The following is a 25,979-nucleotide window of genomic DNA, read 5'->3' as shown; positions in this document are numbered from 1 at the left end:
GGCCCCCGATCCCGCGACGGCGGGCAGGGGGCCGGCCTGTCCTACAATAGTTGCGTTGCGTTATGATCCGCCTCGTCCCCGGACGGGGCGGATTCGCCTTGTTCCGGCAAGCCGGATCACCATATCGGGCACGAAGTTGAAGATGCGTTCTATATCCTCAACTTCCTCAACTTCGTTGGAAATGGGCCCCCGCCGGATGCCCGAAAAACGCGAAGGCCGCATCGTCGACCTTCCCTTTTTGGCTGCTTGGCGCTAAGGCGGCGCGATTTTTCTCCACGCGACTCTAACATCAAGGGGCCTGATGGCTAAGGAAGAACTGCTCGAAATGCGCGGGCAAGTAGTGGAACTGCTGCCCAACGCCATGTTCCGCGTCCGGCTTGAGAACGACCATGAGATTCTCGGCCACACCGCCGGCAAGATGCGCAAGAACCGCATCCGCGTGCTGGTGGGCGATGAAGTGCTCGTCGAACTGACGCCTTATGATCTGACCAAGGGCCGGATCACCTATCGCTTCAAGTGATCGGCCGTCTCGGGCGATCGGCCGGGGGCCGCCTATGCCGTCCCTGATCCTCGCCTCGGCCAGCCCCCGCCGGCTGGAACTGCTTGCCCGCCTCGGTATCGTGCCCGCCGCCGTCGATCCGGCGGAGGTGGACGAGACGGCGGGCGCCGGCGAACTGCCCTTGCCCTATGCCCGCCGGCTGGCCGCCGAGAAGGCGACCGCCGTCGCGGCGCGGCATCCGGGCTGCGTGACGCTGGCCGCCGATACGGTGGTCGCGGCCGGGCGACGCATCCTGCCCAAGGCGGAGGACGAGGCCACGGCCCGCCGCTGCCTGGAACTGCTCTCCGGCCGCCGCCACCGCGTCATCACCGCCGTCAGCCTGATCGATGCCGATGGCCGCACCCGCCATCGCGAATCCGTCTCGATCGTCACTTTCAAGCGGCTGACGGAAGCGGAGGTGGATCGCTATCTCCGGTCCGGCGAATGGCACGGCAAGGCCGGCGGCTATGCCATACAGGGCCGCGCCGAAGCCTATGTCCGCTTCCTTTCCGGCAGCCATTCGGGCGTCGTCGGCCTGCCCCTGTTCGAAACCCGCGCGCTGCTGGAAGCCGGCGGCGTGATGCCCGGCGAAGGCGATCTTGGCTGAATGGCTCTATGAGGACGGCATCGGCGAGGCGCGGGCCGCGCTGGTGGATCAGGGCCGCATCCTCGAAGCCGCGATCGAGCCCGACGACGCGGGCCCCCGCGCCGGCGCCGTCATTCCGGCCCGGCTCACCAAGGTCCTCATTCCCGGCCGCCGCGCCGTCGTCACGCTGGAAGGCGAGGGCGGCGAGGCGCTGATCGAGCCGCCGCCGCGCGGCGTCACCGAAGGCGCCCGCCTGCTGGTGGAGATCACTCGCGCCGCCATTCCCGAACCCGGCCGGCCGAAGCGCGCCATCGCCCGCGCCGCGCCGCCGGATGCGCTGCCCACGGACGGCCCCGATCTCCTCCAGCGGATCGCCGCCACCGGCATCCCCGTCGTCCGTCTCGCCAGCCATGGCGAGGATCGCCTGGAGGCGGCCGGCTGGTCCGAGCTTCTCGACGAGGCGCTGACCGGCGAGATCGCCTTTCCCGGCGGTGCGCTCCGCCTCTCCCTCACGCCGGCCATGGCCCTGTTCGACGTCGATGGCCCGCTGCCGCCGGCCGAGCTGGCCGTGGCCGGCGCCCGCGCCGCAGCCCGCGCCATCCGCCGGATGGGCATAAGTGGCTCGATCGGCATCGACCTGCCCACCGTCGGCGCCAAGGTGGATCGCCAGGCCGCCGCCGCCGCCGTCGATGCCGAGCTTCCCCAGCCGTTCGAGCGGACCGCCGTCAACGGCTTCGGCTTCCTCCAGATCGTCCGCCGCCGCAGCCGCGCCTCGCTGCCCGAATTGCTGCGCAGCGAACCGGTCGTTGCTGCGGCCCGCGCCCTCCTGCGCCGGGCGGAGCGCACCGCCGGTGCCGGCACCGTCCAGATCGCCGCCGCGCCCGCCGTGATCGCCGCGATCGCGGCGCGCCCGGATTGGCAGGCGCTGCTGGAGCGCCGCCGCGGCCTTCCGCTCGCCTTGCGAAGCGAGGCTTCGCTCGCCATATCAAGCGGGCATGTCCACATCGGCCCCCTCCCGGCGTAAGCGCGGCGCCTGCCCGCTCTGCGGCGCTCCCGCCACCCCCGCGCACGCCCCCTTCTGCAGCCAGGGCTGCCGCGATCGCGATCTCCTGAACTGGCTCGGCGAGGCCTATCGCACCCCCGGCCCGGCCAGCGATCCGGAGGGGCAAGAAATTGTCGAAGACGGGCTGGACAGGCCCTAGCAGCCTTGTCTATAGGCCGCGCTCCAACGCTTCCTGCCCAGGTAGCTCAGTTGGTAGAGCACGTGACTGAAAATCACGGTGTCGGCGGTTCGATTCCGTCCCTGGGCACCATTACCCCTTCCGGAAGCATCCGCAGGCATCCAGAAATGTCCGTTGGAAAACAGACGGGCTGACGGTCTATCGACGGTATCGGATACCGACGCGGAGCAGATACTGTCATGCTCACCGTTTCCGAACGCTGGCTCGTTATCTCGTTTCCGATCTTGAGCGGGAAGATCATATTGACGTCTGGCGCGTGCTTCGTGTCCGGCGCGATATCCCATCGTGGATGACCGAAACGGACAACTGATCGTCTCTACTCGTCGACTTTCCGGACGTTCGAAGTTCGTTTGGCAGGCGCTTAAAGCCGCCGTTCCGGCCTCTGGTTGCCTCCCGAAACCGGTCATCGTTCTCATTCCGAACCGATGACAGCTATTGTGCAGCCGATTTTGAACTTGAGGTGGCCGCTTTGTCAGCGGCAACTGCCAAATCGCATTGAAAGTTCGCTGGTTTTATAATCTGGCAATGACTTTGTAATGCCTGTTCTCATATTCGATTCCAGGGGGAGGGGAGCGGATGAGGCGCTTGCTAAGAAGAACAATCTTCGCGTCGGGCGTGCTGATCCTTGCGTTCCTGATCCTGTTGGCGAGCTTGCGGCTGCTGGCCTGGTTTCGCGAATCCGACGCCTCGATTCCTCCAAGCACGACGTTGATCGAAACGTCACTTGGTGCCGTTGCCACCACGATCGGCGGCCGGGCCGACGGATCACCTATTCTACTTGTCCATGGCACTGCGGCCTGGAGCGGTTTTTGGCGCGATGTAGCCGCTCATCTTTCAAGGCAAGGCTGGCGCGTCATCGCGGTGGACATTCCACCGTTCGGTTATTCGGCAAGGGATCCGGCAGCTCGATACGACCGCGTGAGCCAAGCGGCTCGCCTCAGCGAAGTGCTCCGGGCATCCACCGATCAGCCCGCTGTCGTCGTGGGCCACAGCTTCGGTGCCGGCGCCGCGACGGAGTTGACCCTAAGGTCGCCAGCGCAAGTGCGCAGCCTGATTCTGGTCGATGCAGCCCTGGGCAAGCTCGATCCAGTTGGCTCGGGGAGCCTTGTCGAACGGACGTTGTCGACCGCCGTTATCGCGCAGCCGCTGACATCTGCCACCCTAACAAACCCATGGGCGATCGGCCCGCTCATGAGAAGCATGGTGGCGCGTAAGGATATGACGGACCGCTGGATCACGACGTTGCGTCAGCCGATGCGGCGACCGGGGACCACGGCCGACTATGCAACGTGGCTGCCGGTGCTGTTCGCCGCGGATGACGGCGGATGGAGCCGTCGCAGCGAGCGGCTGGCCGCGATCGTGCGACCAGTCGCGATCATCTGGGGCGCCGCCGATACAGTGACGCCACCGGCTCAGGGCGAACATATAGCCGCCTTGACCCGCGCAAGATCCTTCACGCGCTTGCCGGGCGTGGGACATATTCCGCATATTGAGGATCCTGCGGCGTTTTTCGGGGCCTTGGACGCAGCGACCGCACCGGACAGGGGGAAATGATGAGGCGACATAAGCTGTTGGTCACCGTGTCCGTGGTTGCGCTCGCGGCCGGGGGTGCCGCCCTTTATGCCTTGCCGTTGGCCGCCGATCCCACGGGGCCGAAGGATTGCGCCGGCATCCTGCCGCCGCTTTCCGCTTTGGCAGGCGTGCCGGCAGCCGTGGCGGAGCCCAATTGGGCGCAGCGGGCGGGCACGATCAATGATGCGAGCTGCCTGAACCGCACGCCGGTTGCCGGTGTGGTGGCAGTCCGCAATGAGGCGGACGTCGCCCGCGCGCTCGCCTATGCGCGGGCGCATAAGCTGACGGTGACCGCCGCCGGCATGAAGCACAGCATGGGCGGGCAGGCATTCCGTGCCGGGGGTGTGATCCTGGACATGCGGGGGCTGAACGCGATCCGGCTCGATGCGAATACGCGCACCGTTTCGGTGGGATCGGGGGCGACCTGGCATGCGATCCAGAACGCGATCCATCCGCAATTCGCGGTGAAGGCGATGCAGTCGACCGACATCTTCACGGTCGGCGGGTCCATCTCCGTCAACGCGCATGGCATGGATCACCAATCGGGTGCCGTAATGGGTTCGATCCGCAGCCTGCGGCTGATGCTGGCCGACGGCCGTATCGTAACCGCTTCGCGGACGGAGAATGCCGATCTTTTTGCGCATGTGGTGGGGGGATACGGGCTGTTCGGGGTGCTGTTGTCCGCCGAGCTGGAAGTCGTTCCCAATGACGTCTACCGATCCGAACGAAGCCTGATCAGCTATCGCGATTTCCCCGAGACCTTCGCCGCGATCGAGGCCGATCCGGCCATTGGCCTCACCTACACGCATCTGTCGACCGCACCCGGCAGCCTGTTGCAGGAGGCGCTCGTTTATGCCTACCGCAAGGTGCCGGCCGATCAATCGCTGCCGCGTGCGCCTCTGGGAGAGGTGTCGTCGACCAAGCTGCGGCGGCTCACCGTCAATCTTTCCAAGCGCAACGACTTCTTCAAGGCGGCGAAGTGGTGGGCGGAAAAGAATGTCGAACATCGCCTGGAAAGCTGCACCATTCCACGCGCGCAGGCGATGGGGGACGGCGAAGCCTGCCTTGTCTCGCGCAACGATCCGATGCACGACAGCGTCGCCTATCTGCGCGACGCGCTGCCGCGCGAGACGGACATCCTGCATGAATATTTCGTACCGCGGGATCGCCTCGTGCCGTTCATCGATGGCATGCGGGCGCTGTTCCGCCAACAGGACGTCAATCTGGTCAATGCCTCGATCCGCGCCGTGGGGGCGGAGGTCAATGCGTTGAGCTATGCGCCCAAGCCGGCATTCTCGGTCGTCCTCTATCTGAACCAGCCGGCCGATGCCGGGGGCACGGCGGCGATGGCCAGGCTCACCAGCGATCTCATCGATCTGTGCGATCGGGAGGGCGGACGCTTTTTCCTGCCCTACCAGCTGCATTATACGACGGCGCAGCTGGTGCGTTCCTATCCCGAGCTGCCGGCCTTCCTGGCCGAGAAGCGCCGCTGGGACCCGGACGGGCTGTTCGGCAACACCTGGTATGCGCGCTATGCGCCGGCCGTCACCGGGTTGCAGACCGGCTGAAGCAGCCCGCCGCGATCCGCCCCTCGATGACGAGCGGCGCTCCGTGGCGATAGAGCGCCAATGCGAATCCGCGGTCATCGGAGCGCGCGAGAGTCGCGCCCCGGCGGCGCTCGACAACGACTCCGCCCGCTGCCGCGATGGCTCTGGCGGCATGCGCGGCATCGCCGACGACGGCGACCTGCCTCCCGGCCGGACCGACAAAAGGCAGGCCCGCCATGATCGCCAGCCAGCCGCCGAGCACCAGCCCGAGCTGCGCGGCCACCCGCATTCCGCGTCTAATAATCGTAGACATGTTCGATCGTGCCACCGGCAGCCTCGATCCGCCGCATGGTCGGCAGAAGCGCGGCCACCTTGGTCGAAACGCCGATGCGCCGCCATCCTGGCCGCTCCCCAAGCGGCATCGACAACAGCAGGCCGGTATTCCCCAGCCCGGACACCCTGGCCCGGGGCAGCGCTGCGGTGAGGAAGATGTCGTCATTGCCAGCGATTTCCACCAGCGTGACCGGCGATGCCGCAAGCTTGGCCAGCAACGCGCTGAACTGGGCGTATCGGGGGGCTTCCACCTCCACCAGTCCGCCGGGCAGCGTGCGCACCGGCTTCAGCCGGGAATCGATCTCCAACAGGGCTTGCGGCGTCGCCCGCGCCACGAAACGGATCGTCAGGGCATCCCGCCCGAGCGCCGCACCGCTCGCCCTGTCGATCAGCGAGGCATAGCCCGCCTTGACGCCATATTCGGCCGTCAGCGCAAAGCGGCGCTCCCAATGTCGGAACAATAGATCGGCTTCTTCCGTCCGCCATTCCTCGGCCAGCGCTTCGCCGAAGGGAAAGCGATACCACGGCGTTTCATGCATGAAGGCGCCATAGGCTTGCTGGGTGCGCGCGGCATGCCGATCGTCCGCGCTGGTCCAGCCGCTGAACCATTCGGCGAAGCGGCCGATCGTCCGCTCATAAGCCGCCTTGATGGCGAGTTCGGCCGTATAGCTGATCCCGATCGTATAGATCATGATCTTGGCGTCGCCGGCGTCGCCTTTCTCCCGGGTCACGCCATTCAGCGCGCAGAAGCTGGACCAGAAGGCGGCGATATCTGTGCCATAGGGATAGCTGCTGGGCGGCCGGCCCGCCGCCAGATGGCGGCCCAGGCTGTCGGCCGAATAGACGATATGCCATTCGGGATAGGTGAGCCATGTCCGGGCCTCGGGACGGCGATCGCTTTCGGAAAGCAGCGATCGATAATCTCCCTGGACGAGGCCGGACATCGGGGATCGGCAGCCGATCTCGATATAGGCCATCGGCGCCGCTATCGCCGCGATGGCGACGGCACCGAGGCCGAGCGTAATCTTCCAGCGGCGTTTCACGCCGGCAGTGCGGAGACGCGCGCGGCCAGCCGATAGCCGATCCATATCGCCACGCCACCGATGATGAGGTGCGGAAGATTGGCGAAGAACCGTGTCGTCAACGGCAGATCGAGCGGCCCATAAAGGAAGATGCCACCGTCCAGATAACCGCTTCCCGTCAACAGGCCGAGAACGCCATCGGCAAAATAGAGGGGACCGAACAGCCGGAAATAAAGGCGGGACGCGCCATAAGAGATCGCCGCCGCCGCGCCCGCCCACAGGCCCGAGGCCAGGTGTAGACTGTCGTCATAAAGGTCGAGCTTGAACAGGCCGAACAGGTTGCCCTGCGCATCGTGAAAGGTCGGCACATAACCGATGGCGACAACCGCGATGAAGCCGACGAAATAAACCCAGCCCAATCTCCTGACTTGATTCATGCCCCTCTCTCCCCCAAACCTTGAAGGTAGCCGATAGCATCATCCAATTAAGAAGCCGATAGGGTTGGGCGGAACCGCATCCGTATCAGGGCATCCTCATCGGATTATGCCGGAAATTGGCAGTTCTTAGGGACTGCAGGTGCCACTGAAGGAATGTCTGCTTTTGGATGGCGGCCAAGCGCTGCACCACGAGCAAAGTCGGCGTTCACTGTCGTGACGTTGCCGACATGTCGCAAGCGCGGCGCCTTCGGCTTGGGCCGACACATGATCGCCGCGTGAAGGCGCTGGCTGCACCGGTTCTGCACATTGCCTCCACCGCATCCGGATAGCGGCCAGATCAGCGCTTCACGCAATCGGGGCAAATACCTATGGTCAGCGTATTGCCCTAGATGGACCCGACAAATTCGTTCGAGTATTTCGGCGATGACCGGCCGGATTATTTTGGCAGATACTTGAAATACCCATGCAGGAATATTTCTGGAAAATTCATCCGTTGGATCAAGTGACCGGGATTGCAATCATTCGGTGACAGGGTCAGCCGTTCGATCGCACCCAGATCTCGACAGGTGCAACGAACTTGCCGGGCGCCGGCTTGCCGACATCGATCCGCTCGGCGGTGACCTTCTCCCCGGATTCGAGCGTGAGGCTCACCCAGGGCTTGGGCATGCGGCCGAAGGTCATTTTCTGGATGGGTTGGCCGGTGGCCGCGTTCATGATGGTGGCGATGATGCTCATGCCGCCGCCTTAGCGAGTGCATGGCGCGCCCGCCAAGCTACAGATTCGAAACGCCCAAATATCCGCCGGATCGAGGAAAGCCCACGGCGGCCGTTCGTGCGAAGGGCCGGAGAGTTTCCTCCCCGGCCCCTGCGTTCAGAACGGGAACAGCGCGTCGTAGATCTGCTGGCCCCAGCGGGCCTGCTGCGCGTCGGTGAGCTGGCCGCGCCCGCCATAGCTGATTCGCGCCTCGGCGATCTTGCTGTGGGCGATGCTGTTGTCGCGGGCGATGTCCTCGGGCCGGACGACGCCGGAGACGATCAGCTCGCGCAGCTCGAAATTGACGCGCATCTCCTGCCGGCCGCGGATCAGCAGGTTGCCGTTGGGCAGCACGCCCGTCACCAGCGCGGCCATCGTCATGTTGATCTGTTCGCTGCGGGTGGTGTTGCCGCTGCCGGTCGATTTGGAAGCCGAATTGGCCCCCACCAGCTCCGGATTGCCGGGTTCCAGGCCGAACAGGCGACCGAGGCTGGCATTTTCCGATCCGTCGCGGGTGCGCGCGGTGGAATTGTCGAAGCTGGCGCGATCCTGGATGTTGATCCGGATCGTCAGGATATCGCCCACGCGCGATGCCCGTTGATCGCGGAAGAAGGCGCCCGCGCCGGTGCGGAACAGCGAGGCGCCCGTCGGCTGGGGTTCGGGCGGCGATGCCTGGCCGGCGCGGTGGGCGGCCGCCTGGTTGCCGAGCGACGGTTCGATGATCGGCGCGGTGGGATCGTCCATCGGCGACATCTTCGGCGCGCGGCCGACATTGGCGAGCCGGTCCGCGACGCTGCAGCCGGAAAGCAGGGTGGCGATCATCAGCGCCGATGCGATGCGTTTCATGTCCCTTGACCCTTTCATTGCCCGGCGATGCGGACGCGGCCCGGCTGGTCGACCACGGCATCCAGCGTGCGGTTGGTGCTGAGGCTGACGACGCGCACGGCGTCGCCCTTGCCGCCGTCGGTCAGCGCGCGGCCGGGGGCGGTGATCGTCAGCCCGCCGGAAACCACCGCGATGGTGACGGCCTCGCCCCGGCGGACGAGGCGCGGCATCACGATATCGGTGCCCTTCACGATCGCGCCCGCCATCAGCCGGCGTGCGGCTTCCTTGCCGGCGGCGGCGGCCGGCGGCAGCGCGCCGCGCGCCGCATTGGGGCCGAGCGGCGCGGTCTCGAAATCGGCGGCGGACATCAGCTCGCCCTTCTCGATCGTGCGCGCCAGCACCGGCGCCTGCACCGTGGCGGGCGGGGGAGCGGGCAGGGCGGCGGCCGGGGCCGGGGCGCCCGCCACGGCCAGCGCGATGGAAAGCAGCAGCGCCATGATCGTCAGCGAAGCTGCGCGCTGGTGGCGAGCATCTCGTCCGAGGTCTTCACCACCCGGCTGTTCATCTCATAGGCGCGCTGCGCGGTGATGAGGGCGGTGATCTCCGACACCGGATTGACGTTCGACGCCTCCAGGAAGCCCTGGTTCAGCACGCCGAAGCCCGGCTCGCCCGGAATGGCGACGTTGGGCTGGCCCGATGCGGCGGTTTCCAGGAACAGGTTGGAACCCATGGCCTCCAGCCCGGCTTCGTTCACGAAGGTCGCAAGCTCAAGCTGGCCGACGGTCTGCAGCTCGGTCTGGTCAGCCATCTTCACCTGGACCTCACCGGTCTTGGAGATCACCACGTCCACCGCGCCCTGCGGAATGGTGATGGCGGGTTCGATGCGATAGCCGTCGGTCGTCACCAGCTCGCCCTGGTCGGAAACCTGGAACGATCCCGCGCGGGTATAGGCGGTCTCGCCCGAAGGCATGGTGATCTGGAAATAGCCTTCGCCGTCGATGGCGAGGTCGTAGGGGTTGCTGGTCTGCGTCATCGCGCCCTGTTCGGAGATCCGATAGACGCCGCCGGTGCGCACGCCGGCGCCGATCTGGATGCCCGAGGGCACGCGCGTGCCGTCCGCGCTGGTGGAGGCGCCGGGCCGCGAGACCTGCTGGTAGAGCAGATCCTGGAATTCGGCGCGCTGCCGCTTGAAGGCGGTCGTGTTCATGTTGGCGATGTTGTTCGAGATCACGTCGACATTGGTCTGCTGCGCGAGCATGCCGGTCGAGGAGATGGAAAGAGAGCGCATGGGTTCAACCTTTCAGGGAAGGAATTGAAGGGGGATCAGTTGACGCGGCCGAGCTTGTCGATCGCCTGCTTGCGCATGTCGTTCAGGCTTTCGGTCATGCGCATGCTGGTCTGGTAGGATCGCAGGATATCGATCATCGTCGTCGTCTCGACGATCGGCTGCACGTTCGATGCCTCGACGCCGCCGATCTTCAGCCTGGCCTCGCGCGCGGTGAGCACGCGGCCGCGCGTGCCTTCCATCAGCCCGTCGCCGCGCGGCGATACGTTGATTTCGTCGAAGGTGGTGATGGCGATGCGGCCGAGCGGCCCGTCGCGGCCCATCACGGTGCCGTCGCCGGCGATCGTGACCATGGTCTTCTGGTCGTCCGGCACGTTGATGGCGCGGCCATTCTCGTCGAGGATGCGCTGCCCGCCGGAGGTGGCGAGATCGCCGGTCTCCAGAATCTTGATGAAGCCCGCGCGCGTATAGGCGACGCCGCCGCCCGGCGCCTCGACATTGATGTAGCCTGGGCCGTCGATCATCACGTCCAGCGGGTTGCCCGTCGCCTGGAAGGCGCCCTGGCTCGCATCGTGGACGGCGCCGTAATCGAGCACGAAGCTCGTCTTCTTCGCGTCCTCGACGGGGGCTTCCTTCGTCTTCTCCACATATTCGTGGAACAACGGCTGTTCCCGCTTGAAGCCCACGGTGGAGGTGTTCGCCATATTGTTCGCGGTCACGTCCAGCCGCCGCCTGAGCGCCTGTTCATGGCTGAGCAGCACAAAGGATGAGACGTCCATCAACCCACCTCGGAAAAATCGAGACCTTTTTGGCGCCAGGCAAAAGTTGCCGCACGCTCATCCTATAATAGGAGGGAAATCCGGTTCCCGGTGCGCCGCCTGCCGATTTAGGCGGGCCGGGACCGGCGGCTCCAAGGGAGTGAATGCGTGCAGAGCAATGCAATCAGTGAAGCGGTGCCGATCGAGGCCAGGCCGGCGGGGCGTTTCGGCAAGCGTGCGAAGATCATCGCCGGCGCCGTCGCCGCGCTGGTGCTGGGCGGCGGGGTCGCGGGCTATGCACTGATCGGCGGCGACAAGGGCGAGGACGTGGCCTCCGCCGCCGGGGATGCGGGCAGCGATGCCTATGTCGAAGTGCCGCCGATGATCGTGAACCTGCGCAGCAGCGACGCGCAGGCCCGCTTCCTCAAGCTGCGCTTCATCATCGTCGCGGCCGATGCCGGCAAGTCGGAGAAGGTGCGGCAGAAGCTGCCGGTGATCCTCGATGCGCTCCAGCCCTTCCTTCGCGAATTGCGGCCGGACGACCTCAACGGATCGGCGGCGGTGTTCCGCGTGAAGGAGGAGATGATGTCGCGCGCGACCAATGTGCTCGGCGTCGGCGTCGTCCGCGACGTGCTGATCCAGGACCTCGTCCAGCAATGAGCGGCGGCGGCGACGATTTCGAGGATTTCGCCCTGCCCGAACCGCCGGTGCTGCCGGTCGGGGCCGAAGTCACGTTCGACCAGGCGGGCATCGACGCGCTGTTCGGCTTCGATGCCGCGCTGGAACCCGCGCAGAAGAGCGGGCTCAAGGCCGTCATCGAATCCAACACGATCAGCCACGAACGGCTGCCGATGCTGGAGGTGGTGTGCGAACGCATGGTGCGCACCTTCGCCACCAGCATGCGCAACCTTACGTCCGACGCGATCGACGTCAGCCTGGAGGAGATCACCTCCGTCCGCTTCGGCGAGTTCATGAAGCGCGTGGCGCTGCCCGCCATGCTCGGCGTGTTCAAGGTGAAGGAATGGGAGAATTACGGTGTCGTCACCGTCGATTCCAGCCTGATCTACGCCGTGGTGGATGCGCTGCTCGGCGGCCGCAAGGGCGGCGGCGCCGTCCGCATCGACGGCCGCGCCTTCACCACCATCGAAACCATGCTGGTGTCGAAGATGGTCCAGCTCGCGCTCGACGAATTCTCGGCCTCGTTCGAGGCGATCGAGCCGGTGACGATGGAACTGGAGCGCGTGGAAAGCAGCCCGCGCTTCGCGGCGATCGCCGGCCCTTCCAACATCGCCGCGGTCGCCACCTTCCGCGTCGACATGGAAGGGCGCGGCGGCAAGTTCAACATCCTGCTGCCTTATGCGACGATCGAGCCGGTCCGCACCAAGCTGCTCCAGCGCTTCATGGGCGAGAAGCTGGGCCGCGACCGGATCTGGGAAGCGCATATGGCGGCCGAACTCTTCAATACCGAGGTCGTCGTCGATGTCGTGCTGGGCGAAAAGCATATGCGCCTGCACGACGTGATGAACATGGCCGTCGGCCAGACGCTCGCGCTCAATCGCGGGCCGGACGATCCGCTGGAGGTGCATTGCGGCGGCGTGCCGCTGGGCCATGCCCATATCGGCCAGCGCTGCAGCAACATCGCCATCCGGCTTGCGACCGACATTTCGAAAGGCTTCCCCAAATGACTTTCGCCGTCTTCACCAATCTTCTTCTGACGCTGCTGTGCGCGGCGGTGCTGGTGCAGTGCACGCGGATGATGCGCAGCTTCCGGGCGATCAAGTCGGGCGATCTCGGCGAGACCGTGGCGCAGCTCGATCGCGCGACCGGCCAGGCCCGCGCGGTGCTGGGCGAACTGAAGACGCTGCTGGCCACCGACGGCGCCGCCAATGCGCGCGTCATCGCTTCGGGCGAGGCGCTGCGCGACGAGCTTTCGGTGATGGTCGGCATCGGCAATGCCGTGGCCGAACGGATCATGGACGCCGCCGCCACCGCGTCCGATCGCAAGGATCAGCCGGCCGACGAAGCGGATGTCGTTGCCGAGGCCATCGCCGAGGCCGCGGCCGAAGCGGCGATCGACCAGCCGGTCGTGCGCGCCGCGCCGCGCAAGCGCTCGCGCTCCAAGCCGAAGCGTCCGCGCCCGGCGGTGGCGGCCGTCGCCGATGACGGCGCGATCCCCGCCGAGACGGTGGCGGAAGCCGCGTGATGGCGCCGCCTCCTTCGCTTTTCTCGCGCATGAGCGGGGTGGCCGGACAGCTTCCCGGCGTGGTCCGCGATCTGGTGCGCAAGCCTTCGCTCCTGTCGCTTACCGCCGGCGTGGCGGGCCTTTCCGTCATCGCCAACGCCGTGGCGGTCGCGGCCCCCACGGCCGAGCAGCCGGCGCCGGCCAGCCGGCTGGGCGCATCGATCCAGCAGAGCGTGCGCGAGCGCGATCAGGCGATCGCCGATCAGAAGCGCGGGCTCGACCTGCGCGAACAGGCGCTGCGCGCCAGCGAGGCGCGGCTGAAGGCCGATCTCGCCCAGCGCCAGGCGGAAGCCGCGCAGCCGGCGTCGTCTTCGGGGCGCGGCGGTGCCCAGGGCGGCGATGGCAATGATTCCTACGACGATCTCGCCCGCATCTACCAGACGATGAAGCCCGCCAAGGCGGCGGTGATCTTCGAGCGGCTGGATCTCGACGTGCAGACCGAGATCGCCCGGCGGATGCGCGAGCGTTCGACCGCGATGATCGTATCGAACATGACGCCCAATGCCGCCGTGCAGCTCAGCATGGCGCTGGCGGGCAAGCGCCAGCTCCAGCCCGTGGTGGTGGAACAGCAGCCGCAGCAGCCTCCGGCGCGGCGCCCGAATGGTGCTGCGCCGCGCGGGCTCGCGGCGCGATAGGCGGCTTCACGCCTGGGCGGCATCGCCGGGCGGCAAGCGGGAATGAAAAAGCCCCGGTTCGGCACGAGGCCGGACCGGGGCTTTTTTCTTATCGGTCGATCGGATCGCCCGGCCGAAGCCGGTCAGGCGACGGGCAGGGCGGCGACCTTCACGATCAGCACGCGGGCGATGCCCGGATTGACGCGCTTGAGCGAGGCGGTGACGTCCGCGCTCAGCCGTTCGGCATCGACGGCGGTAAGCTCGGACGCATAGAGGCGCGCGAATTCCAGCGTGGCGGCAAGCGAGGCGGCGCGCAGGCGCGGCATTTCATCCTGCATCGCGCTGGCGGCCGCGGCATCCTTCGCCTCCAGCACCAGCGAGAGCTGGAAGGAGCCTTCGATCCGGCTGGGGCTGAAGATTGGGGTTTCGATCCGGTCCATCTGCACGAAATGGGATTCGCCGCCCGCCACCGGCGATCCGGCATCGGCGGCGCCGGCGACGCTGCCGCTGGTCATCGCCGAAAGAGCGGTGGCTGCGGTCACGACAGTCTTGCGCATCTAGGTCTCCGCAACAGGCGGTTCGGCCTGCTCAATTGTTGGGCCGCGAATCCGGCGGCGCGCTCTTATCTCCTATAATAGGATGAAAATGTGTGAAGCAGGTGCCTAGATGAGCCGCGATCAGCAGCCCGAGAGAGTCAGGGTCGTATCCTCGGGTCAAACGACCGCGATCCCCCGCCGCCGGCGCGGCGACCGGGAAGCCGATGACGCGGCCGCGGGCGAGATCGTTGCCGCCACCGCCGACGCCGTCGACGCGCTGATCGATCCGCCGGCCGCGACGGGGCTGCCGACCATCGCGCTCGCCCTGCTGTTCATCCTGGGCTGCGGCATCGGCGGCGCGCTGATCGGCGCCTTCGGCCTGTTCGAGGTGCAGCCGTGATGAAGCTGCCCTTGCTGCTCGCCTCCGCCGCGGCGCTCGCGGCGCCTACGGTTCCGCCGCCCCCGGCGCCGATCGCCGCGTCGGCTGCCGAGGACGATGTCGCGATCGCCTCCACCCCGGCGCCGCCGCAGATGGCGCGCCTGCCGGGCTTCGCCGCCGATCTCGCCCAGCAGCCCGACATCTCCATGCCCGCCGCCTGGAAGATCATATCGGAGGACGTGGCCTGGCGGATGCTGGCGCGGGCCTCCGCCTCCGGCCGGCAGCAGGCGCGCTGGGATTATGCGCGCAGCCTGATCGGGCGCGGGCGCGGGTCCGAGGCGATCGGCGTGCTGGACGTGATGCGCCAGGACGATCCCGATCTCGCCATGGTCGATGCCTTCAACCTCGCGCGCGCCGCCGCGCTGACGATGATGGCGCGCCCGGCCGATGCCTTCGCGCTGCTGACGGCGCCGGGCCTCGTCAACAATCCCGAAGCCTGCGCCTGGCGCCTGCGCACGCTGGCGGAAACCGGCTTTGCCGAAGCGGCGATGGGGCAGGTGGCTTGCGCCAAGGCGGCGATCGACGCCCGCAAGGGCGACGCGCGCCAGCCCTTCATCATCGCGGCCGCGCGGGCGGCGGTGGAAAGCAACCGCCCCGATTTCGCGCTGCGCTGGCTGGCGCTGACCCCCGATCGCGATCCCGCCGCCAATCTCTATCGCGGCCGTGCCTATCTGGCGCTCGGCCGGTCGGACGAGGCGCGGCTGCGCTTCGCCCGGGTGGAGAAGAGCGGCACGATGGGCCAGCGGATGGATGCGCGCCTCAGCCTGATCGAGGTGGAAACCGCCAGCCATGCGCTGACGCCGGCGGCCGCGCTGAAGAAGCTGGATGCCCTGCGCTATGTGTGGCGCGGCGATCAGGTCGAGGAACGGGCGCTGCGCCTCAGCTATCGCCTGAACAGCGAGATGGACAATCTGCAGGGCGCGCTCAGCACCGGCGCCACCCTGTTCCGCTTCTTCCAGCCCAGCCGGCAGGGGCCGGATTTCGTTCCGGGCCTGCAGGCGAAGCTCGCCTCCGCGCTCGATCCCGCCAGCAAGCTGCCGCTGGATCAGGCGGCCGGGCTCTATTGGGATTATCGCGATCTGGCGCCCAGCGGCGCCGAAGGCGATTTCCTGGTGACGCGGCTGGCGGACAGGCTGCAGGCCTCCGGCCTCTATGCCCGCGCCGGCGATCTTCTGGAGCACCAGCTTTTCGTGCGCACCCGCGATATCGCGCAGGGGCCGCTTTCGGTGAAGGTGGCGACGCTCCACATCCTCGCGGCGCGCCCCGATCGCGCGCTGGCGGCGCTGCGCAGGACGGCCGCCAACCCCTATACCGACGAGATGATCCACGCCCGTAAGCGGGTGGAGGCGGTGGCGCTCAGCCAGCTCGGCAAGGTGGACGAGGCGTTCGCCGTGCTGCAGGACGTGCCGGGCGCCGGCCCGCTGCGGGTCGAGATATTGTGGAAGAACCGCAACTGGGCGGCGCTGGCCAGCGAGATGGCGCCCACGCTGCCGCGCGCCGGCAGGATCAGCGACGTCGATCAGGCGGTGCTGCTCCGCTATGCCGTATCCCTGGCGATGCTGGGGCAGGAGGATGGGCTGGCGGCGCTCCGGGCGCGCTATGCCGCGTCCTTCCAGGGCCTGCCGACCGCGCCGGTGTTCGAGATGCTGACCGGGACGGTGGGATCGGTCGACCCCGCCGCTATATCGCGCGCGATGGCCGCCATCCCCAGCGTGAGCCCGGCCGGCGAGATCGCCGAGCTGGTCGATGCCGGGCCGATTCCCGCCGGCAAGGCCGCAACGCCCGGCCCCAGGGGGGCGTAAGGCCTATCGGGCACGGCCCGACCCGCTATTTGGCGGCGAGGGCGAACTGGAAGTTGAGGCCGACGAAGATCTGCCATTGCGGCGTGCCGGCGCCGTTGGTCCAGACCGAATATTGCGGTTCGACGAAGCCGTTGATGGTGGTCTTGCCCACCTGCCATACCTTGCCCACGCCCAGGCCCAGCGGAATATAGTCGCCGGCCTTTTCCAGATCGAAGGTCCAGGTGCCGGTGGAGCGCATGTAGAAGCCCTTGGGCAGGTTGTAGATCAGCAGCGGCTGGAAGGTCATCAGCGAGGTTTCGGGCCGGTCGTCGTCACCCGCGAAGGAATGCTGGTAGGTGAGGAGCGAGCCGATAAGCCCCCATTTTTGTGGCGCGATCAGCAGGCCGACGGCGCCGGCCTGCCACTTGCCGCTGCCGGTGACGTGCTTGCCGGCAATGGGGGCGACGAGCAGGGGCCCCACACCCAGCTCCATCTTCCCGGACTTGAAGGGGATGATGTCCATCAGCGTGAGATCGCCGAAGGCGGTGGCGTGGCCGGATGCTGTGGGCGTGGTGACGAGCGGCAGGGTGAAGCGCAGAAGCTGTCCGCGGCCGAAGGTCTTGTGCGGGATCAGCCCGCGAAACAGAAGCTGGTTGGCATCCTCGTCCGGCACGTCGGTCAGCTTGGGCACGTAATAATCGTGTATGTTGAAGGTGATCTTCGGCGTCAGCGGATTGTTGGCGTCGTTCTGGCCGCTTTCGCTCTGGGCCAAGGCCGCTCGCCCCCAGGATGCTGCGAGCAGGAGGGCGGCGAGGGTGAAACCGGCACGCTTCATGGCGAACTCCCCGGATCCTGTGGAGCCGTTGGCGTGAGTCTCGCAAAAGCGCCCCGGAGGGCCAATCGGTAGAACTACCCGGTTTGGAGGGGGATTTGCGGGGCCACCCTTATGGGGCACGGGGAATGGAGGAGGCGGAGCGCTGCCTAAGGGTGATCTGTCCCACCCGGCAGCCCATCCACGGATGAGGCAAATTCAGCCCTGATTTCCGAGCATCTGCCCAGCCGGCTCCTGAAGCCGCTTGCGCAGGAAAAACCGGCGCTGGCCCACCGGATGGTCCTCCAACTCGCCGAACAGCTCGAATCCCAGCTTCTCGTAGAAGCCGCGGGCCTGGAATTCGAAGGTGTCCAGCCACACCCCCACGCAGCCATGGGCGCGGGCGATGCTTTCGGCTTCCTGCATCAGCGCCTTGCCGTAATTGCCGCCGCGCCACTCCTCCGGCACGGCGAGCAGTTCAACGAACAGCCAGTCATAGGCGATCTTGCCCCACAGGCCGCCGACATCCCGGCCGGCCTGGTCCGTCAGCAGGATCGCCACCGGGCGCAGGCCGGGGTCGCCCGCGCGGCTGGCATTGAAGGCGCGCAAGGGAGCGAGAATGGCCTCGCGATCGGCGTCGGACGGCGTTTCGGGTATCGTGATGCTGAGCGTCATCGGCCGGCGGTAGCAGAAGCGCCGGGGACGAAACAGGCGGGCGCGTCATCCCATGCCCCCAAAGGAAAAGGGCGCCCCGTCCGTGACGAGGCGCCCTTGCTGCCGACGGTTGCGACCCGCGGTAAGCAAACAGGCGGGGGAGGGGGGCGGCCCCGCAAGGGCCGGCCCGTCCGTCAGCGCAGATAATTGACCAGCGAAAGCCCGTTGAGCTGGGCGAACACCGAATAGGATGCCTCGAGGGTGAGCTGATATTGCGCCATGTCGACGGCGACCTGGCCGAGATCGGCATTCTCGGTCTCGCCGATCACCTCGGTCATCAGCATCGAGCGATCTTCCGCCCTTTTGCCGATCTGCTCGACATAGGCCATCTTGCGGCCATTTTCGCCATTGACGGTGCGCACGTCCGTCAGCCCCGCGTCGAGGGTATCGACGGCGGCGAACAGCGCGGTGCGCTCCGCATCGGTGAGTGGGCTGGAAAGCTCGCCCAGGTCGGCGAGCGCGCCGAACGCATCGATGAACTTGCCGGCGAAATCGCTGGCGACGATGCCATATTCGACATCGAGATCGTCACCCACCCGGGCCGATCCGCGCACCTGATCGTTGGCGAAGGCATCGGCCGGATCGAGGCCGATCGTGTCGGACAGCGTTTCCGGCTTGAGCGGCTTGGTATCGGTCTGCGAGCCGCCGAACAGCGAGCGGCCGTTCACCTTCGTGTTCATGATGGTCTTGAAGTCGTCGAACGCGGCCTCGATGTTGGCGGCCAGATCGCGGCCATCGGAAATACCGAGCGAATCCATCACCTTCTGGCGCAGGTTCGTCATCGACTTTTCGAGGTCGCTGAGGTTCGCGTCGTAGAATTTCAGCGTCGTCGTGGTGTTGCCGGCGGACGCCTTGTAGCCTTCCTGCCGTTCCAGCAGGGCGTTGGCCGAAAGGGCGCGGATGGCATCCCCGCCGAGCTGCGAATAATTCTGCGCCTTCTTGCCGGTGGCGAGCTGGGCCTGGCCGGCGGCGAGCAGCGACTGGGTGCGCTGCAGGCTGCCCATCATCACGCTGTTGAGCTGGGTAGTGGCTACGCGGTTCATGGCTGTCTCCCTGGAGGACGGTGGCGGCTGGCGCGGATCAGCCCACCATCTCCAGCAGCGTGTCATACATGCTGCTGGCGGTGGTCATGACCCGGGCGGCGGCGGAATAGCTGTTCTGGAGCACCACCATCTGGGCCAGCTCCTCGTCGATGTTCACGCCCGCGAAATTGTCGCGCCGGCCGACGGCGTCGCTCAGCCGCGCGCTCGCCGCATCGAGGTTGGTCTGCGACTGGGCGGATTTGGTGGCGATGCCGGCAATGAACTGGCTGGTGATCGCGTCCACCGATGCCTTGCCCTTGTTGCCGAGGTCGATCGCCTTGGTCAGGCTGTCGACGAAGCCGCCGGCGCCCCGGAAATCGCCCGGCCCGATCGCTTTCTCGCCGATGGCGGCACCCAGGTTCAGCCGGGCGAGGGGAAGGTTGGCGGTGTTGTCGAGGATGTCGGGCCGGATGAAGGCGCCGTCCACCGCGCTCTTGCCGGCAAGGTCGGAGAAGGACAGGCCCGATCCGTTGCGGCTGGTGGAATCGGCCGGGATCGTGATGCTCGCCCCCGCGCTCGAGGGATTGGGGGTGAACTGGATGCGGCCGCGATCGTCGAGCGCGAAGCTGCCATAGCCGGAAAGCGGGCTGGCGTTGAGCTGGGCGATGACATCGCCGAACGTCTCGCCACCGGTGGCGGTGTAGGTATAGCTCGCCATCGGCCGGCCGGCGGCGTCGCGCAGCACGACCTCGGCGGTCTCGCCGGCGCCGAACCCGGCCGGGTCGGCGGCGGTGAAGCCCGATGGGGTGATCGCGCCGCTATCGCTGCGGATCACGTCGTTCAGGCCGAAATAATGCGAGAAGCCGACACCAGCGCGGTTGGCGGGGTTGGCTTCGGCCTGCGCCACGGCGACGCCGTTGGGCGCGGCATCGGCGGCGATGCTGAGGCGGCCGTCGACGAAGGAGGCGGTGGCGAAGCCGGCGAGCCCGGCATTGATCGCGGCGACCGCGTCGTCCACCGTGGCCGTCGGCCCCAGCGCATCGAAATCGACATCGACCTTGGCGAGCAATGTGCCGTCCGCGCCCATGACAGCGAAGCTGGCGGCGCCGGTGAAGCCCAGCCGGTCGGTGCCGGCGAGCCCGGTCTGCCGTCCCTGCAGGCTGGCGGGGGCGGGAACGGTGGTGCCGGCGTTGGCGGCCGCGTTCAGCCCCTCGGCCAGCGCGGAGAACAGGTCGCCCACCTGACCCGAATAGGCCGGCAGCACATTGTCGCGCAGGTCGATCAGCGAACCGAGCGTGCCGCCGATCGCGGAGGAATCGATCTTCTGCCCGGTGGAGGCGCCGAGCGTGCCGTCATTATTGGCGAAGCGGATGTCGATCGCCGAATAAAGCGGCTGCGCGGCGCCCGGCCCGCTATTGTAGCTGAGCTGGCGCAGCCGGCGGTCGAGCAGCACCTGGCCGCTGTCGGCCTCGATCATCATGCGGCCGTCCGGCTGTTCGCGCACCGTGACCTTCATCAGGCCGCTCAGTTCCTCGATCGCGGCGGCGCGTTCATTCTCGATGCCCGACGTGCTCTGCCCCAGCGCCCTGCGCTGCGCGACGGAATCGTTGAGCGTGTGGATCTGCTTCAGCAGCGTGTTGGTGCGATCGACGGTATAATTGACCTCGGACTCGACATTGGCCTGCAGGCCGTTGGTGTCGCCGCGAAGCTGCTTCAGCAGGTCCAGCATGTCATCGACATTGCCGGTGAAGGTGGCGATCGACTGGGGTGTCGCCTCCAGGCTCGACATCTGCGTGGCGGACGAGGAGACGGCGGCGAGGCGGGCGGCGAGGCCCGTCGTCGATCCCACGCCGCCCAGCAGGGATTCGAGCTGGTCGAAATAGGAAGAGGCGGTCTTCGCCCAGCCGGCGCCGGCCGACCGGTTGTAGACCGTGCTCTCCAGGAACTTGTCCGCGACGCGCGAAGGCTCGCTGACATAGACGCCGCTGGTCCGCCCGCCGCTGACCGTGCTGGACGCCGCCACCTTCTCGCGCGCGTAGCCCGGCGTGTTGACGTTCGCGATATTGTTGGAAACCGTCCGCATCGCCGCCTGTGACGCGGACAGGCCGGACACGGCGGTGTTCAGGATGTCGTTCAGTGACACGGGCGGTTTCCTCTGGCGTTCATGGTCTTCAGGCGGGCGGGATCAGGCGGATCAGCGCTTCATGTTGCCCAGTTCCTGCAGCATCTCGTCCACCGTGGTGATGATCTTGGAGGACGCGCTGTAGGCGCGCTGGAAGCGGATCATGTTGGTGAATTCGCCGGCGAGATCGACGGTGGAGGCTTCCAGCTTGCCGGCCGCGATCTTGCCCGAGCCGAGCGAGCCGGCCGGATTGACCGAAGGCGTGCCCGAATCCAGCGAGGTGATGTAGGCGTTGCCCGAAACCGCCGTCAGCCCGTTCGGGTTCTGGAAGGTGGCGAGCGGGAGCTGGTAGATCGGGCGGGTCGATCCATCCTCGAACACGGCGCTGACGACGCCGCTGTCGGAGATGTTCACCGAGGCGACGGCGCCGAGGATGCCGCCGTTCACGCTGGACGAGAGCAGCGAGGAATCGCTGCTGAACTGGGTGATGCCGTCGAGCCCGCCCTGCGAGCCCAGCGAGAGCGAGATCGGCGAGGCATCGGCCCCGTTGCCCCAGTTGACGGCGAGATCGTCGAACAGGCCGGCGGTCGATCCCGCGACGTCGAGGCTGCCGTCGCCGTTGAAGGCGAGCGATCCGCTGCGCAGTAGATTGCCTTCCGAATGGATTTCCACTGCCCATTCGTTCGTCGCGGTCTTCACGAAGGCGAAGGAGACGGTGTGGGCATTGCCCTGCGCGTCATAGACGTCGACCGAGCGTTCGAACTGCGGCTCCACCGTGCCGTTCATCATGTCGCCGGCCGCGGCGTAAGGCGGCGTCGTCGGCGGCGTGGCGGTGGATTGCAGGTTGGCGCGCAGCGCGATCTTGGTGGTGGCCTGCGCCGCGCCGCTCAGCTCGTTGATGTCGACCGGGCGCAGCGCGTTCATGTTGCCGTTGTTGACGAAGTTGCCATTCTCGTCGAGCGGCCAGCCCTGCAGATAATAGCCGGCGGTATTGTAGAGCTGCCCGTTCTTGTCCGGCACGAAGGAGCCGGCACGGGTGAAGGCGATCGGCGCGTTCGGATCGGCGCTGGAGCGCACGACGAAGAAGCCCGCGCCGTCGATGCCGAGATCGGTGAGGCTGCCCGAAGACTGGAGCAGGCCCTGGGCGGAGATCATCGCCTGCGGGGCCGCGGAGACGCCGCCGGCGGAATAGCTGTTCTTGGTGCCGCTGTTCGTGACCAGCGTGCTGAACTGGGCGGTGGTGCCCTTGTAGCCCACGGTGTTCACGTTGGTGATGTTGTCGGCGACGGTCGCCATCGCGGTGGACTGTGCCCCGAGGCCCGAGACGCCGGCATAAAGAGCGGAATAGAGGCTCACATGATTCTCCTATGCGTGGTGACGGGCGCGGCCGTGGGGGCACATGCCTGTTCCATCGATCATTGTAGGAGGGAGAAGAAGCCGACCAAATATAGGCAAAATTTTCCGGGTGCGGGGGCCGCATCCGCCATCGCCATCCTATAATACGGGAAACGGCATTTGAGGCAGGACATGGCGCTCCGCATTTCCCTTCGCGACGGCGAGAAGATCATCGTCAACGGCGCGGTGCTGCGCGCCGCCGGCCGCACGGACCTGTGCATCGAAAACAACGTCACGCTGCTGCGCGGCCGCGACGTGATGAGCCCGGAAGAGGCGAACACGCCGGCCCGCCGGCTCTATTTCGCCTGCATGATGGCCTATATCGACAGCGCCGATCAGCAGCGCCACCAGAATGCGATCGTCACGCTGGTGCAGGCGCTGATGGAGGCGCTGGAATCGCCGGAAGCCAAGGCGGTGTGCATCAGCTTCGCCCAGAAGGTGGCGACATCCGATTTCTATCGCGCGCTGGCCGATTGCCGCTGGCTGATCGATTATGAAGCCGAGGCGATGGCCCGGCCGGTGGCCACGGCCGCCTGAGGCCCAGCCCGTGCTGACACTCGCGTCCGCCGAGGCGGGGCTGCGCGCGCTTTCGCCCGATCGCCGTTATGGCCGGGTGGTGGCGGTGCGCGGCGCGCTGATCGAGGTGGAGGGACTGGCCGGCGCCGCCCAGATCGGATCGCGCATCCGCGTCGCTTCCCCAGGCGGCACCGTGGAGGCCGAAGTCACCGGCCTCGATCGCGGCATCGCCCACTGCCTGCCGTTCAGCGATCCGCAGGGCATCGCATCGGGCGCGCGGGCGGATATCGCCGCCGGCCAGTTCGCGCTGCGCCCTTCCACCGCCTGGCTCGGCCGGATGATCGACGGCCTCGGCCGCCCGGTCGACGGCAAGGGCGTGCTGCTGGCGGGCGCCGTGCCGCGCCCGATCAAGGCGATGCCGCCGCTCGCTTCCGCCCGCGCCCGCGTGGGCGCCAAGATCGAGACCGGCGTGCGCGCGCTCGATATCTTCGCGCCGCTGTGCCTCGGCCAGCGGCTGGGCCTGTTCGCGGGTTCGGGCGTCGGCAAGTCGACCCTGCTGTCGATGCTGGCGCGCTGGACGCAATGCGACGTCGCCGTGATCGGGCTGATCGGCGAGCGCGGCCGCGAAGTGCAGGAATTCGTGGAGGACGATCTCGGCCCCGATGGCCTTGCCCGCAGCGTGGTGGTGGTCGCCACCTCCGACGAACCGGCGCTGATGCGGCGGCAGGCGGCGTGGACCACGCTGGCGGTGGCGGAATATTTCCGCGACCAGGGCCTGAACGTGCTGTGCCTGATGGATTCGGTCACGCGCTTCGCCATGGCCCAGCGCGAGATCGGCCTGGCCAGCGGCGAGCCGCCGGCCACCAAGGGCTATACCCCCACCGTGTTCGCGGAGCTGCCGCGCCTGCTGGAGCGCGCCGGGCCGGGGCTGGCCGGGCAGGGATCGATCACCGGCCTGTTCACCGTGCTGGTGGACGGCGACGATCATAACGAGCCGGTGGCGGACGCCGTGCGCGGCATCCTGGACGGCCACGTCGTCATCACCCGCCGGATCGCCGAACGCGGTCGTTATCCGGCGATCGACGTGCTGAAATCGGTGTCGCGGACCTTGCCCCACGCGCACAGCGAGGAAGAAAATCTGGTGCGTCTCGCCGCGCGCCGCACGCTTTCCACCTATGGAGACATGGAGGAGATGGTGCGGCTGGGCGCCTATCGCACCGGCGCCAGCGCCGAGGTGGATCAGGCGGTGCTGCTGGCGCCGAGGATCGAGGCGCTGCTGAACCAGTCGAAGAACGAACGCGGCCATGCGGGCGAGGCCTTCGCCGCATTGGCCGCCATCATGGAGGGACCGGAGCCCGATGAAGACGCCCTATGACGGCGCGATGCGCGTGCAGCAGCGCGAGATCGACGACGTGCGCGTCGCGATCAGCGTGCAGGTGAGCCAACTCGTCCAGATCGAGAATAACCGCGCCGAGGTGGAGGCGGCGATGGAGCGCGAGGCGCGGATCGCGGCCGGCGACATCCTGTTTTCCTCCCATGCTTATGTCGAACGCATGTGCGCGCAACGGGCGCGCCTGCGCGAGGACCAGGCCGTGGTGGACGCCCAGCTCGGCCGGCTGCGCAACAAGGCGATGGCGGCCTACAGCTCGTTCAAGGCGATCGAATCCGCGGCCGACAGCTTCCGCACCGAGGCCGAGCGAGCCAGGGAGAATGCGGAGCAGGCCCAGCTCGACGATCGATCCGCCACCGCTTTCGCGCTCGGCCGCGGGCCCGTGCGGCGGCGCTCGCCATGATCGGGCGGCTGGACGGCCCGCACGGCGACATCCAGCAGGTGGATGCCCGCCAGCGGGCCGATCTGATCCTGGCCGAGGCGCGGGCGCAGCTTTCCAGCCGCCTGTGGCAGGCGGCGCTGGGCACCGGGGACGACGGCGCGGCCGTGGCCGGCACTGGCGGCGCGGGCAGCGAGTTCAGCCTGGATTCGCTGATCGCGATGTTCAGTGGCGGGCTGGACGCGCGGGGCGCCGCGCCGGCAATGGCGTCGCCGCAACCCTCCCAGCCCCCGATCGCTTATGGGGATGGCGGGCGCGACATGGCGTCCGCGCGGCGCCGCGATGGTGATGGCGATGGCCGTCGGGACGACGGGGACGCTGGCGAGGTGGGCGGCCTGGGCCCTAATGCGCGTTATCGTGCCACGCTGCAGTCGGCGGCCGCGCGCACCGGCATTCCCGCCGCCGCGCTGGCGGCGATCGTCAATGCCGAATCCGCGCGGGACAATGACGGGCGCTGGCTGGAATATTCGCGCAACCCGCGATCCAGCGCCGCCGGCCTTGGCCAGTTCCTCGCCGGCACCTGGCAGGGGGAGACCGAACGGCCGGGCACCTGGCTGAACACGGTGGCGCGCGCCAACGGCTGGCTGGACGCCGCTGGCAAGGTGCGTGACGACGCCCGCTCCGCCTTGCTGGCGCTGCGTTACGATGGCGACGCCTCGATCAACGCGATCGCCGATTATGCCCGGTCCAACATCGACCAGCTCGAAAAACGCGGGCTGCGCGTGGGCGAGGGGGCGGAGGCGATCGCGGAGATCGCCTATCTCGGCCATCATCTCGGGCTGGGCGACGCCGCGCGATTCCTCAGGAATGGCGGCCTCGATCCCGATCGCGCCCGCCTGCTGCTGAATGCCCAGGTCGGCACCGCCCGCGCGAGCGAACGAATCGCCGCCGCCGGCGATGCCAGCAGCGCGCACCGCGCCTGGCTGCTCGACTATGTCGGCCGCAATCTGCGCCCCGATCGCTTCCAGGTCCTTGAATCCAAAAGCTGACATCCCGCGATTGCCGGATTTCTCTCTCCTGCAAAAAATATGGGAGAAATGGCCGCAATCCATATGGGATAA

At 67.4% G+C, this 25,979-nt stretch carries 30 protein-coding genes and 1 tRNA gene; 17 read left to right on the top strand and 14 right to left on the bottom strand.

Going from position 1 to position 25,979, the window contains the following annotated elements; translation table 11 throughout:
- Window positions 1-301: 301 nt before the first annotated feature.
- The 7 genes from infA (at window position 302) to BHE75_RS17320 (ending at window position 5,505) form a co-directional block, all read left to right on the top strand.
- Complete coding sequence (infA, locus tag BHE75_RS17345) at window positions 302-520, top strand: translation initiation factor IF-1 (protein ID WP_003049127.1); 219 nt, start codon at window positions 302-304, stop codon at window positions 518-520.
- Between the two features lie 34 nt (window positions 521-554).
- Window positions 555-1,145: a Maf family protein gene (locus BHE75_RS17340; RefSeq protein WP_070934596.1), complete on the top strand. Its 591-nt coding sequence runs from the start codon at window positions 555-557 to the stop codon at window positions 1,143-1,145.
- Window positions 1,138-2,148 (top strand): ribonuclease, encoded by a 1,011-nt coding sequence (locus tag BHE75_RS17335; RefSeq protein WP_070934595.1) that lies wholly within the window; start codon window positions 1,138-1,140, stop codon window positions 2,146-2,148. The genes BHE75_RS17340 and BHE75_RS17335 overlap by 8 nt, the downstream gene beginning before the upstream one ends.
- Window positions 2,120-2,326, top strand: coding sequence for a DNA gyrase inhibitor YacG (locus tag BHE75_RS23470; protein ID WP_015458107.1), 207 nt, complete (start codon window positions 2,120-2,122; stop codon window positions 2,324-2,326). The genes BHE75_RS17335 and BHE75_RS23470 overlap by 29 nt, the downstream gene beginning before the upstream one ends.
- A gap of 35 nt (window positions 2,327-2,361) precedes the next feature.
- Window positions 2,362-2,437 (top strand) — tRNA-Phe (locus tag BHE75_RS17330).
- A gap of 504 nt (window positions 2,438-2,941) precedes the next feature.
- Window positions 2,942-3,919 carry an alpha/beta fold hydrolase gene (locus BHE75_RS17325; protein WP_084653279.1) on the top strand — a complete coding sequence of 326 codons (978 nt, stop codon included), beginning with the start codon at window positions 2,942-2,944 and terminating at the stop codon, window positions 3,917-3,919.
- Window positions 3,916-5,505: an FAD-binding oxidoreductase gene (locus BHE75_RS17320; RefSeq protein WP_368073067.1), complete on the top strand. Its 1,590-nt coding sequence runs from the start codon at window positions 3,916-3,918 to the stop codon at window positions 5,503-5,505. The genes BHE75_RS17325 and BHE75_RS17320 overlap by 4 nt, the downstream gene beginning before the upstream one ends.
- Here the strand turns inward: BHE75_RS17320 and BHE75_RS25065 are convergent.
- From BHE75_RS25065 to BHE75_RS17285, 8 genes are all read right to left on the bottom strand, one after another.
- Window positions 5,483-5,767 carry a hypothetical protein gene (locus tag BHE75_RS25065; protein ID WP_245896924.1) on the bottom strand — a complete coding sequence of 95 codons (285 nt, stop codon included), beginning with the start codon at window positions 5,765-5,767 and terminating at the stop codon, window positions 5,483-5,485. The genes BHE75_RS17320 and BHE75_RS25065 overlap by 23 nt on opposite strands.
- A 13-nt stretch (window positions 5,768-5,780) precedes the next feature.
- Window positions 5,781-6,905: a hypothetical protein gene (locus BHE75_RS17315; RefSeq protein WP_254684483.1), complete on the bottom strand. Its 1,125-nt coding sequence runs from the start codon at window positions 6,903-6,905 to the stop codon at window positions 5,781-5,783.
- Window positions 6,857-7,276: a DUF4383 domain-containing protein gene (locus tag BHE75_RS17310; RefSeq protein ID WP_070934594.1), complete on the bottom strand. Its 420-nt coding sequence runs from the start codon at window positions 7,274-7,276 to the stop codon at window positions 6,857-6,859. The genes BHE75_RS17315 and BHE75_RS17310 overlap by 49 nt, the downstream gene beginning before the upstream one ends.
- A 534-nt stretch (window positions 7,277-7,810) precedes the next feature.
- Window positions 7,811-8,011 carry a hypothetical protein gene (locus tag BHE75_RS17305; RefSeq protein WP_084653277.1) on the bottom strand — a complete coding sequence of 67 codons (201 nt, stop codon included), beginning with the start codon at window positions 8,009-8,011 and terminating at the stop codon, window positions 7,811-7,813.
- 135 nt (window positions 8,012-8,146) lie between these two features.
- Window positions 8,147-8,875 (bottom strand): flagellar basal body L-ring protein FlgH, encoded by a 729-nt coding sequence (flgH, locus tag BHE75_RS17300; protein ID WP_015458106.1) that lies wholly within the window; start codon window positions 8,873-8,875, stop codon window positions 8,147-8,149.
- 14 nt (window positions 8,876-8,889) lie between these two features.
- Window positions 8,890-9,351, bottom strand: coding sequence for a flagellar basal body P-ring formation chaperone FlgA (flgA, locus tag BHE75_RS17295; RefSeq protein WP_070934593.1), 462 nt, complete (start codon window positions 9,349-9,351; stop codon window positions 8,890-8,892).
- A 5-nt stretch (window positions 9,352-9,356) separates the two neighbouring features.
- Window positions 9,357-10,142: a flagellar basal-body rod protein FlgG gene (flgG, locus tag BHE75_RS17290; RefSeq protein WP_015458104.1), complete on the bottom strand. Its 786-nt coding sequence runs from the start codon at window positions 10,140-10,142 to the stop codon at window positions 9,357-9,359.
- A 35-nt stretch (window positions 10,143-10,177) separates the two neighbouring features.
- Window positions 10,178-10,918 (bottom strand): flagellar hook-basal body complex protein, encoded by a 741-nt coding sequence (locus tag BHE75_RS17285; RefSeq protein WP_015458103.1) that lies wholly within the window; start codon window positions 10,916-10,918, stop codon window positions 10,178-10,180.
- A 147-nt stretch (window positions 10,919-11,065) separates the two neighbouring features.
- Here BHE75_RS17285 and BHE75_RS17280 point away from each other — a divergent pair, with 147 nt between their 5' ends.
- The 4 genes from BHE75_RS17280 to BHE75_RS17265 are packed head-to-tail and all read left to right on the top strand — an operon-like array spanning window position 11,066 to window position 13,774.
- Entirely contained in the window at window positions 11,066-11,557 is a 492-nt protein-coding gene (locus BHE75_RS17280) for a flagellar basal body-associated FliL family protein (protein WP_070934592.1), read from the top strand.
- Window positions 11,554-12,582 carry a flagellar motor switch protein FliM gene (gene fliM, locus BHE75_RS17275; protein WP_015458101.1) on the top strand — a complete coding sequence of 343 codons (1,029 nt, stop codon included), beginning with the start codon at window positions 11,554-11,556 and terminating at the stop codon, window positions 12,580-12,582. Before BHE75_RS17280 ends, fliM begins: the two co-directional genes overlap by 4 nt.
- Window positions 12,579-13,100, top strand: a complete 522-nt coding sequence (locus BHE75_RS17270) for a DUF6468 domain-containing protein (RefSeq protein WP_070934591.1) — start codon at window positions 12,579-12,581, stop codon at window positions 13,098-13,100. The genes fliM and BHE75_RS17270 overlap by 4 nt, the downstream gene beginning before the upstream one ends.
- Window positions 13,100-13,774 (top strand): MotE family protein, encoded by a 675-nt coding sequence (locus BHE75_RS17265; protein WP_070934590.1) that lies wholly within the window; start codon window positions 13,100-13,102, stop codon window positions 13,772-13,774. The genes BHE75_RS17270 and BHE75_RS17265 overlap by 1 nt, the downstream gene beginning before the upstream one ends.
- A 122-nt stretch (window positions 13,775-13,896) precedes the next feature.
- On the opposite strand, the gene BHE75_RS17260 is transcribed toward BHE75_RS17265, so the two are convergent.
- Window positions 13,897-14,310 carry a hypothetical protein gene (locus BHE75_RS17260; protein ID WP_015458098.1) on the bottom strand — a complete coding sequence of 138 codons (414 nt, stop codon included), beginning with the start codon at window positions 14,308-14,310 and terminating at the stop codon, window positions 13,897-13,899.
- A 109-nt stretch (window positions 14,311-14,419) separates the two neighbouring features.
- On the opposite strand from BHE75_RS17260, the gene BHE75_RS17255 reads away from it, so the two are divergent.
- Window positions 14,420-14,689, top strand: coding sequence for a hypothetical protein (locus BHE75_RS17255; RefSeq protein ID WP_015458097.1), 270 nt, complete (start codon window positions 14,420-14,422; stop codon window positions 14,687-14,689).
- Window positions 14,689-16,530 (top strand): hypothetical protein, encoded by a 1,842-nt coding sequence (locus tag BHE75_RS17250; protein WP_070934589.1) that lies wholly within the window; start codon window positions 14,689-14,691, stop codon window positions 16,528-16,530. Before BHE75_RS17255 ends, BHE75_RS17250 begins: the two co-directional genes overlap by 1 nt.
- A 25-nt stretch (window positions 16,531-16,555) precedes the next feature.
- Here BHE75_RS17250 and BHE75_RS17245 read toward each other — a convergent pair whose 3' ends face one another.
- The 5 genes from BHE75_RS17245 to flgE all read right to left on the bottom strand — a co-directional run bounded on the left by BHE75_RS17245 (window position 16,556) and on the right by flgE (window position 22,534).
- Window positions 16,556-17,344, bottom strand: a complete 789-nt coding sequence (locus BHE75_RS17245; RefSeq protein WP_015458095.1) for a hypothetical protein — start codon at window positions 17,342-17,344, stop codon at window positions 16,556-16,558.
- 195 nt (window positions 17,345-17,539) lie between these two features.
- Window positions 17,540-17,995, bottom strand: a complete 456-nt coding sequence (locus BHE75_RS17240) for a GNAT family N-acetyltransferase (RefSeq protein WP_070934588.1) — start codon at window positions 17,993-17,995, stop codon at window positions 17,540-17,542.
- 173 nt (window positions 17,996-18,168) lie between these two features.
- Window positions 18,169-19,077: a flagellin gene (locus tag BHE75_RS17235; RefSeq protein ID WP_015458093.1), complete on the bottom strand. Its 909-nt coding sequence runs from the start codon at window positions 19,075-19,077 to the stop codon at window positions 18,169-18,171.
- Window positions 19,078-19,114: 37 nt separating this feature from the next.
- Window positions 19,115-21,199, bottom strand: a complete 2,085-nt coding sequence (flgK, locus tag BHE75_RS17230; protein WP_070934587.1) for a flagellar hook-associated protein FlgK — start codon at window positions 21,197-21,199, stop codon at window positions 19,115-19,117.
- A gap of 51 nt (window positions 21,200-21,250) precedes the next feature.
- Complete coding sequence (flgE, locus tag BHE75_RS17225; protein ID WP_015458091.1) at window positions 21,251-22,534, bottom strand: flagellar hook protein FlgE; 1,284 nt, start codon at window positions 22,532-22,534, stop codon at window positions 21,251-21,253.
- A 171-nt stretch (window positions 22,535-22,705) separates the two neighbouring features.
- Between flgE and BHE75_RS17220 the strand changes: the two genes are divergently transcribed.
- From BHE75_RS17220 to BHE75_RS17205, 4 genes are read left to right on the top strand one after another with little or no spacing between them, the layout of a single operon-like run.
- Window positions 22,706-23,110, top strand: a complete 405-nt coding sequence (locus BHE75_RS17220; protein WP_070934586.1) for a flagellar biosynthesis repressor FlbT — start codon at window positions 22,706-22,708, stop codon at window positions 23,108-23,110.
- A gap of 10 nt (window positions 23,111-23,120) precedes the next feature.
- Window positions 23,121-24,464 carry a flagellar protein export ATPase FliI gene (gene fliI, locus BHE75_RS17215; RefSeq protein ID WP_015458089.1) on the top strand — a complete coding sequence of 448 codons (1,344 nt, stop codon included), beginning with the start codon at window positions 23,121-23,123 and terminating at the stop codon, window positions 24,462-24,464.
- Window positions 24,448-24,882 carry a hypothetical protein gene (locus BHE75_RS17210; protein ID WP_015458088.1) on the top strand — a complete coding sequence of 145 codons (435 nt, stop codon included), beginning with the start codon at window positions 24,448-24,450 and terminating at the stop codon, window positions 24,880-24,882. Before fliI ends, BHE75_RS17210 begins: the two co-directional genes overlap by 17 nt.
- On the top strand, window positions 24,879-25,907 hold the full coding sequence (locus BHE75_RS17205; protein ID WP_015458087.1) for a hypothetical protein: 1,029 nt from the start codon (window positions 24,879-24,881) through the stop codon (window positions 25,905-25,907). Before BHE75_RS17210 ends, BHE75_RS17205 begins: the two co-directional genes overlap by 4 nt.
- Window positions 25,908-25,979: the final 72 nt, after the last annotated feature.

It is taken from the genome of Edaphosphingomonas haloaromaticamans (genome assembly GCF_001853345.1).
Lineage (GTDB): Bacteria > Pseudomonadota > Alphaproteobacteria > Sphingomonadales > Sphingomonadaceae > Sphingomonas_E > Sphingomonas_E fennica.
The sequence above is the reverse complement of the archived record's forward strand: the minus strand, read 5'-3'. Positions and strand labels throughout refer to the sequence as shown.